This window comes from Sphingobacterium sp. UT-1RO-CII-1 (assembly GCF_026711005.1).
GTDB lineage: Bacteria > Bacteroidota > Bacteroidia > Sphingobacteriales > Sphingobacteriaceae > Sphingobacterium.
In genome coordinates, this window is the sequence record NZ_JAPPVJ010000001.1 from 347976 (window position 1) to 364639 (window position 16664).

17 protein-coding genes are annotated in these 16664 nt (G+C 34.7%); 13 read left to right on the top strand and 4 right to left on the bottom strand.

The window, feature by feature from the left end; all coding sequences use genetic code 11:
* Window positions 1-6: 6 nt before the first annotated feature.
* From ORI89_RS01395 to ORI89_RS01410, 4 genes are all read right to left on the bottom strand, one after another.
* A complete protein-coding gene (locus ORI89_RS01395) occupies window positions 7-963 on the bottom strand; it encodes a phosphoribosylaminoimidazolesuccinocarboxamide synthase (protein WP_268228632.1) in 957 nt (318 codons plus the stop codon).
* Between the two features lie 113 nt (window positions 964-1076).
* Entirely contained in the window at window positions 1077-2039 is a 963-nt protein-coding gene (locus ORI89_RS01400; RefSeq protein WP_268228633.1) for a PhoH family protein, read from the bottom strand.
* Between the two features lie 154 nt (window positions 2040-2193).
* Window positions 2194-2859, bottom strand: coding sequence for a response regulator transcription factor (locus ORI89_RS01405; protein WP_268228634.1), 666 nt, complete (start codon window positions 2857-2859; stop codon window positions 2194-2196).
* On the bottom strand, window positions 2852-4222 hold the full coding sequence (locus tag ORI89_RS01410; protein WP_268228635.1) for a sensor histidine kinase: 1371 nt from the start codon (window positions 4220-4222) through the stop codon (window positions 2852-2854). Before ORI89_RS01410 ends, ORI89_RS01405 begins: the two co-directional genes overlap by 8 nt.
* Window positions 4223-4396: 174 nt before the next feature.
* On the opposite strand from ORI89_RS01410, the gene ORI89_RS01415 reads away from it, so the two are divergent.
* The 13 genes from ORI89_RS01415 to ORI89_RS01475 all read left to right on the top strand — a co-directional run bounded on the left by ORI89_RS01415 (window position 4397) and on the right by ORI89_RS01475 (window position 16556).
* Complete coding sequence (locus tag ORI89_RS01415) at window positions 4397-4621, top strand: hypothetical protein (RefSeq protein WP_268228636.1); 225 nt, start codon at window positions 4397-4399, stop codon at window positions 4619-4621.
* A 6-nt stretch (window positions 4622-4627) separates the two neighbouring features.
* A complete protein-coding gene (locus ORI89_RS01420; RefSeq protein ID WP_268228637.1) occupies window positions 4628-5653 on the top strand; it encodes a BF3164 family lipoprotein in 1026 nt (341 codons plus the stop codon).
* Window positions 5654-5660: 7 nt separating this feature from the next.
* The gene (locus tag ORI89_RS01425; protein WP_268228638.1) at window positions 5661-6221 is read left to right on the top strand and encodes a hypothetical protein; all 561 of its coding nucleotides are present in this window, start codon (window positions 5661-5663) and stop codon (window positions 6219-6221) included.
* A gap of 207 nt (window positions 6222-6428) precedes the next feature.
* A complete protein-coding gene (locus ORI89_RS01430; protein ID WP_268228639.1) occupies window positions 6429-6668 on the top strand; it encodes an NVEALA domain-containing protein in 240 nt (79 codons plus the stop codon).
* A gap of 141 nt (window positions 6669-6809) precedes the next feature.
* Entirely contained in the window at window positions 6810-7829 is a 1020-nt protein-coding gene (locus ORI89_RS01435; RefSeq protein ID WP_268228640.1) for a BF3164 family lipoprotein, read from the top strand.
* A gap of 418 nt (window positions 7830-8247) precedes the next feature.
* On the top strand, window positions 8248-8529 hold the full coding sequence (locus ORI89_RS01440; RefSeq protein WP_268228641.1) for an NVEALA domain-containing protein: 282 nt from the start codon (window positions 8248-8250) through the stop codon (window positions 8527-8529).
* A gap of 68 nt (window positions 8530-8597) precedes the next feature.
* Window positions 8598-10112 carry a BF3164 family lipoprotein gene (locus ORI89_RS01445; protein ID WP_268228642.1) on the top strand — a complete coding sequence of 505 codons (1515 nt, stop codon included), beginning with the start codon at window positions 8598-8600 and terminating at the stop codon, window positions 10110-10112.
* An 896-nt stretch (window positions 10113-11008) separates the two neighbouring features.
* The gene (locus ORI89_RS01450) at window positions 11009-11272 is read left to right on the top strand and encodes an NVEALA domain-containing protein (protein ID WP_268228643.1); all 264 of its coding nucleotides are present in this window, start codon (window positions 11009-11011) and stop codon (window positions 11270-11272) included.
* Between the two features lie 260 nt (window positions 11273-11532).
* A complete protein-coding gene (locus tag ORI89_RS01455) occupies window positions 11533-12726 on the top strand; it encodes a 6-bladed beta-propeller (RefSeq protein WP_268228644.1) in 1194 nt (397 codons plus the stop codon).
* A gap of 608 nt (window positions 12727-13334) precedes the next feature.
* A complete protein-coding gene (locus ORI89_RS01460) occupies window positions 13335-13595 on the top strand; it encodes an NVEALA domain-containing protein (RefSeq protein WP_268228645.1) in 261 nt (86 codons plus the stop codon).
* A gap of 81 nt (window positions 13596-13676) precedes the next feature.
* Window positions 13677-14714 (top strand): BF3164 family lipoprotein, encoded by a 1038-nt coding sequence (locus ORI89_RS01465; protein ID WP_268228646.1) that lies wholly within the window; start codon window positions 13677-13679, stop codon window positions 14712-14714.
* Window positions 14715-15214: 500 nt separating this feature from the next.
* A complete protein-coding gene (locus ORI89_RS01470; protein WP_268228647.1) occupies window positions 15215-15469 on the top strand; it encodes an NVEALA domain-containing protein in 255 nt (84 codons plus the stop codon).
* 58 nt (window positions 15470-15527) lie between these two features.
* Window positions 15528-16556, top strand: coding sequence for a BF3164 family lipoprotein (locus tag ORI89_RS01475; RefSeq protein ID WP_268228648.1), 1029 nt, complete (start codon window positions 15528-15530; stop codon window positions 16554-16556).
* The last annotated feature ends 108 nt before the right edge of the window (window positions 16557-16664 follow it).

Here is a 16664-nt window from a genome sequence, read left to right on the forward strand (position 1 = left end):
ATTTTTTTAAGATTTCTCACTTAATTTTACCAAAGCGGCATTTACATTTTCCTCAATTCTCTCCAAAACATCATCCGTCTTTTCATAACGGAATGTTTCTCCGGTCAAATGCTCAAAAAGCTCAATATACCTTTCAGAAATTGAATTTACAATTTCATCCGTCATTTCCGGCACCTGTTGTCCTTCTTTTCCCTGAAAATCATTTTCAATAAGCCACTGCCTGACAAACTCCTTCGACAGTTGCTTTTGTGCTTCACCTCTATCTTGACGCTCCTGATATCCTTCAACGTAAAAATAACGCGACGAATCTGGCGTATGGATTTCATCCATCAAATAAATCTGTCCGTCTCTCTTCCCAAATTCATATTTCGTATCTGCTAAGATCAATCCCCTCTTTTCAGCAAGTTCATTTCCTCTTTTATAAAGAGCTTTTGCATAGCTTTCCAACTGTTCATAATCCTCGCTGCTCACTATACCCCGTGCTATGATCTCATCTTTAGAAATATCTTCATCGTGCCCAACATCTGCTTTTGTTGTTGGCGTGACAATCGGTTCTGGCAACGGGTCATTCTCCCGCAGCCCTTCGGGCAACGCAACTCCACACAGTGCCCGTCCGCCATCACGGTAGGTACGCCAAGCATGTCCCGAAAGATATCCCCTCACCACCATTTCTACCTTAAAAGGTTCACACCTATAGCCTATTGTAGCATTTGGATCGGGCACATCAATAACCCAATTGGGCATAATATCCCGCGTTGCTTTCAAAAAATGTTCAGCTATTTTATTAAGCACCTGCCCTTTGTAGGGTATAGCCCGGGGAAGAACTACATCAAATGCAGATATACGGTCGGACACGACCATAACGATGTATTTATCAGCAATACTGTATACATCTCTTACTTTACCCTTATAAAATGCGGTTTGGTTCTTAAAAGCGAATTGCGTTTCTCTTATTGCTTTCATTTTTATACGGTTTAAAGTATTTACTATTTTATATATATGCTATAACTATCTTTTTTATCTTCTTTTACTATATATATGTAAAGCTATTTTATTTTTCACCCCTTATTCAATTATCAAATGTCACCGTAGGCTTCCAATATACGTTTAACCAACTTATGTCTCACCACATCTGCTCCGCTCAGGTGCACTATTTTAATACCTTCGATATTATCCAGCAATTTTACGGCTGTCGCCAAGCCCGACTGTGTTTTCTTAGGCAAATCTATTTGCGTAAGATCTCCCGTAACAATAAATTTTGCAGTAGGCCCCATACGCGTCAGAAACATCTTCAACTGCATATCTGTTGCGTTTTGTGCTTCATCCAATATCACAAAACAATTATCGAGCGTTCTCCCCCTCATAAAAGCCAATGGCGCCACCTCGATCACCCGACGTTCAAGATAATCTTTCAATTTATCTGCCGGTATCATATCGTCCAGTGCGTCATAAAGCGGTCTTAAATAGGGATCTACTTTCTCCTTCAAATCCCCAGGTAGAAAGCCTAAGTTCTCACCGGCTTCAACAGCTGGCCTAGTAAGAATAATACGTTTAATTTCTTTATTACGAAGCGCCCGCACAGCGATTGCTACTGCCGTATAGGTTTTACCTGTCCCTGCGGGCCCAATAGCAAATAGAATATCATTACTACTGACACTATCCACCATTTTGCGTTGGTTAGGTGTGCGCGCACGCACAATCAAACCGTTCGGTCCGTAAACAATGGGCTCGCCTTTAAAATGTCCAGCTTCCTTTGTTGTCTTTTCCATCGTGGTTTCAACAGGGTTTTCGACCCCCACAATCCGCTCTAAATCTATGCTATTTAATGTTTGAAACTGTCCGATATGGTCGGTTATATCTTTAAAAACACGTTCAAACTTGCCTTGCTCTGATTCTTCCCCCAACACTTTTAGATCATTACCTCTTGCAATCAATCGGAGTTTAGGAAAACTCTTTTTCAGTAGTTCAAAGTTCTCATTCTGAACACCCCACAATGTCGCCAAATTGACGCCATCAAGCTTAATAAGTATTTCGCCCAAATTTATATACTGTTTAAAATTTTGTAATAAATATAGCGGTTTTTACCAGCATACCCGCATCGCAACATCGTTTTTTTCACAATCAGCTGAACCCACATATTCTACTGCCACAAAAATACAAGAATTATAGAGAAGAGTTAACAAAAAATTATTCCTAGCCCAGCATGTAGCCTGTCGCATAAATAGTTTTTATTTTTATACTGGGCGCATCATTCAGCACTCGCTTTAACCTATGCATAGCACTATCCAAATGTTTGTTATTTTCAAAAGCATCATCTACCCAAACCTGCTTTAGCAATACTTCTCTTGTCACAATCTGCCCCTTTCTATCTAATAAAAACCTAAGAAGCTGACTATCCTTCTCCCGAAGCTTGTACTCTTTTTTATCTATAACCAAAATTTGACCATGTAACACAAGCTCCTTTCCATCAATATCATACTTACGTATATTTTGAGGTATTTTTAAAACATGTTGTACTAGTGCCAACATGGCTTGTGGAATTATAGGCTTAGCCATGAAATTAAGAGTTCCTGCTTTATAAGCCCTTATTTGGTTGGGTACACTATACTCAGTCCCTGTCATCAAAATCACCGGCACATCTACATTACACTCGCGTACTTCATCTAGAATATCAAAGCCGTTATAATCTGGCAATATAATGTCCAGTAGTAAAATATCGGGGCATACCTCTTTAAACATTTCAAGTGCTTTTTGTCCGTTTTCGGCCCAGAACACTTGCAGTCCGTAATCTTCAAAAAAAACTTTCAGTGGCATGGCCAATCCACGATCATCTTCTATTAGCAATACTTTATTACGCATGGTCTAAAATCGGGAATGATAAATAAAAAACAGTCCAACTTCCTAGTACACTCTGCACGTTTATTGTTGCATCATGCGCATCCGCAAGGGCGCTTACATATGTAAGCCCCAACCCAAAACCCACCTGACTTTGCACCCGTGGATTTTCACTCCGAAAAAACTTATCAAAAATATGGGCAACATCAGCCTTGGCTATCCCCAACCCATTGTCGCGCACAGAAATGCAAAGCTTCCCGTTTATATCTTTTACAGAAATATGTATATCCACAACCTCTTTCGAATACTTAATAGCATTTTCGACAAGGTTTTCAATCATATTTGAAAAATGTATAAGGTCAGCGTTAATATACTCTTCTTCTGTATCCATCGCTAAGGTTATTTCAATTGGTTTATCTTCTACCACTCGGTATCTGTCCACCAAAGACACAAAAAAGTCTTGTAGTTTTATCCACTCTTTATTCAGTAGGATGTGCTCTTTATCATTATTACTAAACTTCTGCACCCGCTCTGTATAGGCAGTAAGTTTATTCAGCTCTAACAGTACTCCCTGGCCATAACGGCTCACGCACTCAGCATCTCCTTTCTCCATATAATGGGGTATTAAAGCAGCCTGTGCTACAGCAGCCGATATAGGCCGCTTAAACTCATGCATCATTGTATTAACCGAACTCTGTCTCAATTTTTCTACTTTTTCTCGCCAAAAAAAAGTACGAATTACTATTGAAAGAAAAAATGTACAGACAAAAATTAATATAACAGATAAAAAAAGCAAAAACCACATACGCCACAAAACCGTAGATAAAGGAAGTTCTACATATGCTTTCACCCCCCTAGTATCATAGGTATCGATCGGGATAACGCTAGTAGACCACCAAGTACCAGACGGGCTTATAGAATTATCCAGTACTTTATTCTCCTTAATATCCCAATATTCTATTGCTGTCTTCTTTAATGGGAAATGATGATAGGTAAGTTCTTTACGGAATATGCTATCCAGTTTATGGACATTGACGGTCTCTCCCTCGCGTATCAGCAAAAATTGATGAAATTTATGCTCCCAGAAAGGGTCATGCAGATCATGTGTGACCTGAAAGGAAGTGTCTATCGCCCTTAAAGTTTGTGTTATATACCGAGCAGTGTCCTGCCCCCGATCCAGAGACTTACTAAAAAAAGTTCCTCCCGCTTGTTCATATCTTATTTGCCCCTCCCGCAATATTGCCAACTCAAAAGCTTGGTCTATCGTGGTCACCAGCTGCACTCTATCAACATGAAAAGCATTCTGCACCCACAGCCCCTGTCCCAAAAATATTAACGACAAAACTATTCCGACGCATATTTTAACCTGTTTGTATTTAAGTTTCATTTACATATATCGACAAAGGTTTCCTCTAAGGTAAACAAATGCCTAACAATCCGCAATACTACCTACGAAAACATTGAGGAAGAATTGAGGAAGAATTGAACGGTTGAAAAATTTAGCTAGGCAATAATCTCGCGCTATCTTAGCAAAAGACAATTAATCGTTATAACTAAAACAATGAAAATGAAAAAGCCTCTTTATTTATTTGCCATTACAGTCGCACTAATCGTAGCTTTTAATATCAATTTACATATTATAGGAGAGGCTACCCCTCTCAGGGCAATAGCCATAGAACAAGTAGAGGCACTAGCTAATATAGAAAATGGTGGAAGCACAAAGTGCGCAATGCTAGGCTGCTTGGATTGTCCTGAAAACGCCAAAAAAGTCAAATACATAAATTAAATGCGGATGAAAAGCTCTCTTTGGTTTTTATTATTTATCATCCTTCAAAAAATAGTGCTTGGCTGTAGTGCTACGCCGCTCCATTTCCCTGAGCATGCGGTCCTACAGAGCAAAGAACTGACCATACAGGATGCCCCCACGAGATATGCCTTTCGGGTTCAACTCTCCGATAGTTTACTTTATATCATGGATCTGCATGCCACAGATTATTATGTTCATACAGTCACATATCCTGACATGAAACACCGTGCAAGCTTAATGCCTCGGGGAGAGGCCCCCGAACAGTTTTTAAGTGCAGAAAATATTCGTATAGATCAAAAGGGACATCTTTGGTCACTCGATGCCAACAACAACAAGCTCATCCAATTTAAGATGCTAAACGACAGCGTTCATACACAGTCAATCGATTTAGACCCGAATCTCATCCGCACTTTAGATTTCTGTTTTCTCAATGACTCTACATTTATCGTTCCCGACTATAGCGGAGAAAACCGCATTGCCCTGCTCGATAAAAATGGCCAAATCATACGGAAACTTTTTCACATACCCTCAGAGAATGAACAGCAAACAGCTCCTATGGTATTAGCACAAGCCTGGCGCTCCTTTATGGACTATCACCCTGCCCATGGTTTATTAGTTATGGCAACACAGCTAGGGCAAGTCTTAGAAATCTATGACATGAAAAAAGAAATACTGGTTAACAGAGTTCAACCTGAAGGGGGGCAACCACAATTTAGTAAAACAGGCGGCCATGCTGTCCCTACGGGCATAATGGGCTATAGCGATATACACATTGATGATAAATACATTTATGCTCTTTTTTGGGGGCATAGTTTTGAAGATCTAAAGACAGAAAAAATACTCAAGGAAGGCGGACAGTTTATACATGTTTTCGACTTACAAGGGCAGCCCGTAAGGCAGTATCAATTAGACCGATACCTAACGGGCTTTCATCTCGACGAAAAAAACAATCGGTTCATAGGTTTGGATGTTAATAGCGATCAGCCACTTGTTGAATATAAATACCAATAGCTAAGCAATGAGAAAAATATCTTTTGTAATCCTTATTATAACATCTTGCCTTCTGACTCTTATTTCCTGTCAGGATAGCAAAAAGACATCTGCAGAAAAGTTGGTCCGCGAATGGCTTGGCAAGGAAATACTATTACCCAAAGATCTCCCTTGCCTCTACATGGACAAAGACACCATTTGCCCTAAACCAAGTCAAAAATCTTTTAAAATATTGGTATATACCGATTCTGTAGGGTGCACTAGCTGCCAGCTAAACCTAAACTTGTGGAAGATATACATGAACGATGCCGACTCAATAGCTCCTGGTCAAGTAGATTTTCTGTTTTACTTTCAACCAAAAAATCAGCGAGAATTAACTCATCTTTTAAGAAGAGAACGTCTCGAAAAAATAATTTTCATGGACAAGAAAAGTCAATTATCCACCATAAACAAGCTCCCTAAAGAAATTGATTATCAATGCTTCTTACTTGACAAAGACAACAAAGTATTGTCTATTGGAAACCCTACTTTAAACCCACAAATATGGAATATATATAAAAAATTATTTACTGTTGAAACAAATCTATAAATGGGAAAAAGCGGTAAGCCAAACTCTCCAGGCAGGTCGTTTATAGCTTACCGCCACTCTTTCCCTCAATTACTAGAAAGGAGGTACAGCGGCAAAGATAAAAATTAAGAACCAGAAAAGTTGTATAACAACAAGCTGTTGAAAAGATATAATACAGCAGAGAAATATCGTGCATTTGCACATTAATCAATAATAAAAAACAAAACAATGAAAAAGAAAATTTTAGGTGCACTAGCTGTTGTAGCTATAGCCGCAGTAGCTACTTTTAATATGAATATTAATAATAACGATGAATTATCTGCTATCAGTTTGGCCAATGTGGAAGCTTTGGCAATGAATGAAAGCGGGGGTAGTGGAAATTGTCAGAAAAATTGCAAACTAAAATTACACTACCTATGTATAACAACAAATGGCGATAATAAGGGGTATATATGTGCAGATAATTAAAATCTTACAGGTCGAAATTCTACATCTTGCATTTACTATAAGTGCAAGGTGTAGAACTAGGTAATACAAGAAGCTATCACATTTTTAAATGTAAAAACACTTATATATTTCCCATATGAAAGATAAAAAGACCAGACACACATGAAAAAAACTGCATTTTTCATCTCGATATGTATCATTTTAACCTCTTGTCAACGTATAAAACAAGACCCTAATAATTATGAGTATTTAAAAACAATCGATAGTTTAACATTTTTTACAGGCCTCCCTGTTGAAATGAAATTTTACAAGGATTATATCTTTATTTATGATTTTTTTGGAGAGAATGGACTTATCAGCGTTATAAATCCCGCGAAAGATACTTTACTATTTTCATTCTTACATAAAGGGAATGGCCCAGATGAAATAATATCTTTTTCTAATCTAGATATTTTATCTTATAATAATAAAAATCTATTTGGTGTATTTGATAATAACACAAAAAGGTATCGACTTTATAACAGTGATAGTATCATTATTAATTATCAAAACTCACCTCTCCTTTTTGAAGGCAATGTAAAAATCCCTTATAGCATAACCGAATTATTTAAAATAAATAAAGGATATATCGCGACAGGTTTCTTCCCTGACGGTAAATTTGCTTTACTTGATGACGACCTTAATTTAAAAAGTTATAACGAAAAGTACAGACCTAAAACAAAAACAAACATTGATCCACTTGTACATGCAAAAGCAAATATTGGTAAAAGTGTCATATCATCAGACCTGAGGTCTTTAGCCAATGTTACGTTTCATGCAGGTATTCTAGAATATTATAATATTGAAAATGACTCTATTATTAAAGAATGGGAATTTGTATTAGATGAATTAGACTACACCATAGAAAATGAGCTCCAAATTAGAAATAATCAAGTTGAGGGTTTTATATCAGTAGACATAACTCAGGATTATATATTTGCCTTATATTCTGGGAAAGAATATGATCATGAAGCAATCGCCACCTACGGCAAATATGTATACCAGTTTGATCGAAATGGAAATTTACTACATTGTTATCAATTAGACCGTGAAGTTCTTGATATAAAAGTCAAAGCAAACAGACTGAAAGCCATAGTTCACTATCCCGAACCTATGATAGTGTCATATCTCTTACCTATGTAAAAACAAAGGAAAAACAGTAAGGAAGAGTTGAGCAAGAATGGCAATTAGTAATAAATAGTCTATTGCAAAGCTTTAGCATAGATTTATAGACATGTTCTGCCTCCACTCATTACACTGAGAAGAGAATGTACAGATAAAATTAGTAATCCAAATAATAATAAAACGAATGAAACCCATTTGAACACCACTTACTGTTGAAACAAATCTATAAATGGGAAAAAGCGGTAAGCCAAACTCTCCAGGCAGGTCGTTTATAGCTTACCGCCACTCTTTCCCTCAATTACTAGAAAGGAGGTACAGCGGCAAAGATAAAAATTAAGAACCAGAAAAGTTGTATAACAACAAGCTGTTGAAAAGATATAATACAGCAGAGAAATATCGTGCATTTGCACATTAATCAATAATAAAAAACAAAACAATGAAAAAGAAAATTTTAGGCGCAGTAGCTGTTATAGCTATAGCAGCAGTAGCTACTTTTAATATGAATATTAATAATAACGATGAATTATCTGCTATCAGTTTGGCCAATGTGGAAGCAATAGCACAAGGTGAGACTGGGGGAAGTTCTGGAACCTTTACATGTTATTCAACTTATAATAACTGCTTATTTTGGGACTGTTCAACTATCTATAGATGTGGAAATCCATGTCAAAATGCTAGTGCAGATTCGTGGTCTAACCAAGGCACATGTAGTCTTTAATATAACTTACCCAACCTTTAATACGGGCTGTTTGATATCAATCAGCCCGAAAAAACAATAACTACTCAATGCATAGAACAACTTTTATTCTAATATTAATTCTCTTTGGAGCTTGTAATAAATCGCAGGAACTAACTATTCAATATCACGAAGACAATACCGCTACAGAAAGTTTAACAGGTAAAGAAGTTCCGATTTCTATAGAATTATTAATGCCTAACAAGGTTGTAGTCATAGACAGCCATTTAATAATTTATGACCCAAGCGGAGAAGATATGTTTCACGTATTCAAATTGCCAAAAATCGAATTTAGCTATTCTTTTGGAAGTAAAGGTCAAGGTCCCGATGAATTTGCTAATATAGATCCCTTCTCGATAAAAGAGTTGGATGGCAAATTAACATTCCTAGATAACAATAAAATAGTAAAAATAGAATTAAAAAGCGATAAAGCTCTGATAAGTAAAATACACCCTATAGTGATGGGAAAAAACCCAATTAATCGTATAAACTTACTAAATGACTCAATTTATATAGCCGACATGCTCGAAGGACAATATGAACATCATAAAGTCAATTTATATACAGGGAAAGAATTAACAAAATTTGGCAGATATCCTAAAGAAGAACCCTCCATTATAAACGATATAGACAGATACCAATCTTACAAAAAAGCAAACACAAGGAACTCTAATAAGTTAGGTGTTTTCTATCTATATCATGATAGAATGAAGATATATCACAATGAAACCCTTATCGTAGAATCAAAAACTGATAAAAACAATCAGCAGGTTAATCATAATAACCCTACTATTTATAGGGTAGAACCGATGTCTACAGATAGCTTCATATACACATTATACATAGGTAAAAAGAAAAATGAAATTAACTTTACGACCTTCACTCCACAACTAGAAGTGTGGAACTGGGACGGTAAATTAAAGTCCAAGTACTTACTGGATAAACCCATTATTTCTTTCTTTATATCTGAAAAGTTTAAAAAAATATATGCTACTACTATTGAACATACCGATAAGATATATGTTTTTGACATGCCAAATATGTCTCAAAAACAAAAAAAAGATTACAAAAAAATTGAAAATGATTTATATACAATTGAAATACCAAATTTATTTACCTACACAACAACAAGTCCTGAAGTTGATAAAAACAGGATCACAGAATATAACGGACGGTATTACAACTCATGTTATTTTGCAATACCACCATACACCTCTAATACGATTCCATTTAAGGGATCACTTGAAATTATAGTATCTTATCCTATGCTTGAGAAGCACATAACAGTAAAGGACTTTGTCCATAACCGTTATAGGCAAATAAAAGAAAATGCGATAAAGTATGATACGACCAGCACAATAATTAACAACAAAAATACTCTAATCCATAAGAGCATCACTCAACACACTGATCCTAAAGGCAAAAAAAGCACACTAACAAGTCAAAAATGGATATGGCAAGAGGAAGGAAAAATCATCGAAATTGGCTATGGATCCACAGAAGATTTCGATGAAAATATAGATAAAATAGCTAACATTGTTGCATCTTTTGTCTTAAAAGATTAAAAGATTAAAAAATGAATTCAGGCTAACCAGTATAAGAGCTTAATAATAAGCTAAAAAAACCGCCATACAAAAGTAAATACCAGGAGTAGGCTTTCGTTAAGAAAGGTGACACTTGTACACTTACTTATTAGAGGAAAGTGGAGCATAAAATAATGTTCAACTGAAACAATTAATAAAAATACAATAATTAATTTCACCAATATCCCAAGCAATGCACCTTGACGAAAGTAGTTTTATTTTTAATAACAAACAAGTTGTCAACTCATTAAGATGTTATTTAGTAGCATTGTAGTCGCCTCGGGTTAATAGTAAAATAATATTAAGAACTTACCCAGTTCATTCACCCACGAGAATAACACGCAAATTTAAACAAGAGAACCAATAAACGTGATTATCGAAATTGACGATCAAAAACCCTATAAAAACTTACTTGATCTCTCTCGTATGAGATCTATTACTCATATTTACTAACTAAAAAAGAATTGAGCAAGAATTGCGACTGCTAATAATTATTCTATTGCAAAGCTTTAACATAGATTTATAGACATGTTCTGCCTCCACTCATTGCACTGGATATATAGCTAGAAGAGAGTGTCAGATAAAATCAGTAATCCAAATAATAATAAAAACGAATGAAACCCATTTGAACACCACTTTCTGTTCAAACAAATCTATAAATGGGAAAAAGCGGTAAGCCAAACTCTTCAGGCAGGTCGTATACACCTTACCGCCACTCTTTCCCTCAATTACTAGAAAGGAGGTACAGCGGCAAATATAAAAATTAAGAACTAGAAAAGTTGTATAACAACATGCTGTTGAAAAGATATAATACAGCAAAAGAGCGATATCTCTGTCGCTCGATTATTAATGATTAACAAATTTTTAAAAATTCAAAAATGAAAAAGAAAATTTTAGGCGCAGTAGCTGTTGTAGCTATAGCCGCAGTAGCTACTTTTAATATGAATATTAATAATAACGATGAATTATCTGCTATCAGTTTGGCCAATGTGGAAGCTTTGGCAATGAATGAAACAGAGCCCGAAAAAACTAAAGGTACTGTCATTCCTTGTCATACTTATGAGAACGGAAGAATAGTAGGAATGGGTAACACTTGTGGCGGGTCTAATTCCGACAGTTGTTATTCAAATCCTTGCAACTAATCGTTACCTTAACATAAAAAAGTAAGGGGAAGTTCTCAAACTTCCCCTATGATCTGAACTATAAAAGAATATTTAAAATATTAAAACGAAACCAATGAATAATCAAAAATGAATACGATAAAACTAATGCTAAAATATCCAATAATTTATTATACACTTCCTTTATAACAAAAAAAACAATAGAATTACTAAGCCATAGCTTACAAGGAAAAAAATATTAATCAAACCAGTAAAAACACAAGACAAAAACAATTCTATATATGATGACCAACCGTTCTTTTTTTTTTGCAATCTGTATGTTTATTACATTTCTTTTAACATCAAGTTGTAATCACCAACAAGGAGAAAAAGCTCCCGAAAATACTTTTCAATATTCAATTGATCTATTAAACAACATGAGTTTTCCCTCTAAAAATTTTGACGACCTGTTTATATGGGAAGAAATAATTCCACTAAAGTTTGATGATGAAACAGTACTTGGAGAGATATCTAAAGTCATTAAGACGAATACGAATTATTATGTTTTTGATAGGAAAACACAAAGCTTATTTTCGTTTGACTTAAATGGAACTTGTATAAAACAATTTGGCGACAAGGGACATGGCCCTGGAGAATACATACATATTGATGATTTTTTAGTAGATAACGATAATAACGAGTTAGTTTTACTTGGAAATGAAGGTAGGGCTGGCATTTATTTTTACGACTTAAATACGGCAGACTTTTTAAGAAAACTAAGTATCAATATTTTCCCACTTAGTTTCACAAAAGTAAATGACAGCTTTTTAGTATACACTAGTAAAAACCCTTCAGAGGAAATAATGCATGACATCTTTCTGATAAGTAAGACTGGAGAGGTACTAAAACGATATATGCCTTACGACATTGATATACCCGTTATATCCATCCAATCAGGTTTTTTAAAAAACTCAGTAAATCATACCTTTTACGCCCCACCTTATTATGAAGACATCTACAAGTTCGACGAGCAAAAGATGACCTTCACTCCATACATGCATGCAGGTATTAATAACAAATATATTGAAGAAAATAAAAATGAACCCATTAAAATTTTTAGATCTGCGGCTGCCATGGATGAATCAACCAGCTTTCTCATGAGTTGGTTTGAAACTAATGACATCAATACTTTATTGACTTTTCACAAAAACAAAGAAATAGGTATGATTATCTACAACCATTCAAGACAGGATTACTCCTACATTGCTGCAGAATCATTAGACCATGATCTGCGATACCGGATCTTAAACATATTTAATCCACATACATTAATTGAAGCAAACAACTTAATTTTCAGTATAAACCCAGAAAGTATAGAAAAAGAAAAAAACAATATACATAATTTCAATAGCAATTCAGCTTACAAAAAAGCTGCTAAAAACATCCACTTTGACAATAACGACATACATCATTTAGCTATAATTAAAGTGAAGTAATTAAAAAAAACAATCAAGTATGCGTAACTCTTGATATTCCTATACATAGGAAAAGTACAATTAAATGTAGTCTATGGTAGAACTATTGTACCTAGCATCTAAATCATTTTACAATCATTATCAAAGCAAACAGACTGAAAGCCATAGTTCACTATCCCGAACCTATGATAGTGTCATATCTCTTACCTATGTAAAACAAAGGAAAAATAGTAAGAAAGAGTTGAGACTGCTAATAATTATTCTATTGCAAGGCTTTAATATATATTTATAGATGTTCTGCTTACACATATTATACTGAATATACAGCCGGAAGCGATTGTACAGATAGAAGCCCTAATATATATGAAAATAGAACACATGAAACCATCTCAACAGCACTTACTGTTGAAACAAATCTATAAATGGGAAAAAGCGGTAAGCCAAACTCTCCAGGCAGGTCGTTTATAGATTACCGCCACTCTTCCCCTCAATTACTAGAAAGGAGGTACAGCGGCAAAGATAAAAATTAAGAACCAGAAAAGTTGTATAACAACAAGCTGTTGAAAAGATATAATACAGCAGAGAAATATCGTGCATTTGCACATTAATCAATAATAAATAACAAAACAATGAAAAAGAAAATTTTAGGCGCAGTAGCTGTTATAGCTATAGCCGCAGTAGCTAGTTTTAATATGAATATTAATAATAACGATGAATTATCTGCTATCAGTTTGGCCAATGTGGAGGCAATAGCGCAAAGTGAGAATGGGGGAGCGGGAAACAACGCCTGTTATAAAGGTTCTTACGACAGTACATTACCAGTGGCGCTTAAATGTTCAATAAGCTGCGACCAATATGATAGAGTTGGTGGCGAAGTTGATAAATGTTAACACTAACAAGCCGAATCGAGAATTAACTCTATTCGGCTTAATCTCTCAAAATAACACCTTTTAACCTCACACTCACCTATTATGACTTCATTAAGAACATTGGCCCTGATCTTTTCGATCTTATTAACAATTACCCTTGTTTCTTGCACAAGTGACAAGCAATGGATTTTTATTAATCTAGAAGAAGAAGAATCAAACACATTAGAAATTAAGGAAAAAATTCTCTCTTTAAATGATGTTTTACCAATTGGACTGGAATACCAAGATTCTGTTTTATTTATCAACTTAGCAAGATCTCCTCAAGCATTAATGGCATTAAGTTTAGAGAAAAAAATGCTTATTGATTCATTTGGGAATATAGGGCAAGGTCCAGAAGAACTATTAAACCCAGAATTTACAACTCGAACTATAGACGGCTATCCAGCCCTATATGATATCCATACAAAAAAAATGATGAACATATTATATCAGGGAAACAATTACCTTCTAAATAACATATCAAATTTTCCAGCAGAAATTTTTCCTGCTTCTGATATTGCTTTATCACCAGACTATATCACGGGTAGAGATCTTCAGTCACCTGATTCTATGTTCTTCATTTACAATAAAAAAGATAAGGAGAAAATTAGCATACCTTTTTACCCTACACTAAAGAATCTAAAAAGTAGAAAAGATTATTTCTTTGCGGTACGTACTGCTATCAATCAAAATAAAAACAAGGTGATTGCTGTAAATTATTTTATGAACCTAATTCATCTCTATAATCTAAAAGGTGAGCATCTTAGAAGTTTAGCGTTTTCAAAAACACCCATCCCTAATATAAATTCAAAAACAAAAGAAATAAACTTAGAAGCAGAGTACACAGGTATACAAGCTTTATTTCCATTAAAAGACTATATATATATACTCATCAAAACAAAAAATTCTCCAACAAAACAAAACGCCATTTTAGCAAAACTAGATTGGCAAGGAACTCTCATTAAATCTTTTATCATACATCAAAACATAATAGGCGGATTCTGTATAAATGAAAATACAAGCACATTATATGCTATAACCCAAGAACTAGATCAAGATTTCCTTGAAATACACAACATAGTCTCTTACAAAATAGATTAAAAATATCCCATAATAAATAGTTGAACTTCAACAACACACGCACACAACGAACAATCAATCAGATAAGGACTTAATTCACAAGAAAATTATCAAAGAAGAATTGAGCAAGAATTGCGGCTGCTAATAATTATTCCATTGCAAGGCTTTAATATATATTTATAGATGTTCTTCTTGCACATATTATACTGAATATACAGCCGGAAGCGATTGTAAAGATAGAATCAGTAATCCAAATAATAATAAAACGAATGAAACCCATTTGAACACCACTTACTGTTGAAACAAATCTATAAATGGGATAAAGCGGTAAGCCAAACTCTCCAGGTAGGTCGTATATAGCTTACCGCCACTCTTTCCCTCAATTACTAGAAAGGAGGTACAGCGGAAAAGATAAAAATTAAGAACCAGAAAAGTTGTATAACAACAAGCTGTTGAAAAGATATAATACAGCAGAGAAATATCGTGCATTTGCACATTAATCAATAATAAAAAACAAAACAATGAGAAAGAAAATTTTAGGCGCACTAGCTGTTGTAGCTATAGCCGCAGTAGCTACTTTTAATATGAATATTAATAATAACGATGAATTATCTGCTATCAGTTTGGCCAATGTGGAAGCTTTGGCTATGAATGAAGGAGGTGCGCCGTGCGCTGGAGGATGCAGTCAAATTGCCTGGGGGACAAAGCAAATAATGAGGTGTGATTGTTCAACAACAGGTTTTTTTTCAAGCTGTGAGAGATGGCAATGCAATTAACAACAAATAATTAATAAATAAGGGAGTGCGATAGCTCCCTTATCAAAAATTCATAAGTATGCGTAATTTACTAATAATTCTATTCATTGCTATTTTCACACATTCGTGCAATAATCCAGATAAAAGAATACAGAAAGATTTCCCCGAACATATCAAACTAACTGCTACTAAAAAGATAATAAATGAGATAATTAAACCTGTTAACCTAGTTATCCATAATGATTATCTAATCATACAAAGTGAGACAATGCCTGAAAGACCTTGCTTCTTCGTATATTCACTAAGTACACTAGACTTTTTATATAGTTTCGGAGAAGTAGGCGAAAGCGAAAATGAGTTTTTATCTCCCACAATTTTTAGAAATCAAGATAGAAAATTATTTTCCATCTTCGACCAAAGAAGGCGCGATTTCAAAAGCTATGAGATTTCAGCAACAGGAGCTAGCCTTCGCAGTAGGACCAGACTTGAAGAGCCTACTCAGTTCCCTATTCAAGAAGCTTCATTTATCAACGACTCAATTTTTATGTACTTAACTGTGGATAACAATATTGTATCCTACAACATGAATTCAGCCACTATTATTGACTCTCTGAGATTTGATACTGGTATCGAAGATGATCTTGACACAAAATATAACCAGAGCTTAGATTTTTTTCACTTTTCTAATTCGCACAATAAGATAGTAACAGCACATAATTTCATAGATCATATTTCTCTAAACAGATGTTCCGATGATGGAAAATTTGAAAATAAGGTCACAGATATAAAAAATAAAGTCACAGATATAAATAGTCAGCTAAGAAAAAACATATACCAGTATCCTTATATATATAGTACATCTGAACTTATACTAGCTCAATTTTCGGGTTATAAGTTTCAACAGCTACAGCCCTTCCCAATCAATCTAGGAAAGAGACATTTTGATTTCCAGATGGAAGTCTATGATTGGAATCTAAATCCTAGAGCTATTTTAGAGTTTGATAATAACATATTACGTTGTGAAATTGATGAGAAATCAAAAAAAATAATAACATGGGATCCATTAGAAGATTTTGAGCACCTGTTAGTGTACACATATGACTTCTAATAACAGAAAGTTAATCATATCAACACCTCTACTATTACAAATAACTGTAAAACAAACTCTTTTGAGGAAAAAAAATAAAAAAATCACCAGTATAGCTAATATAGAAGT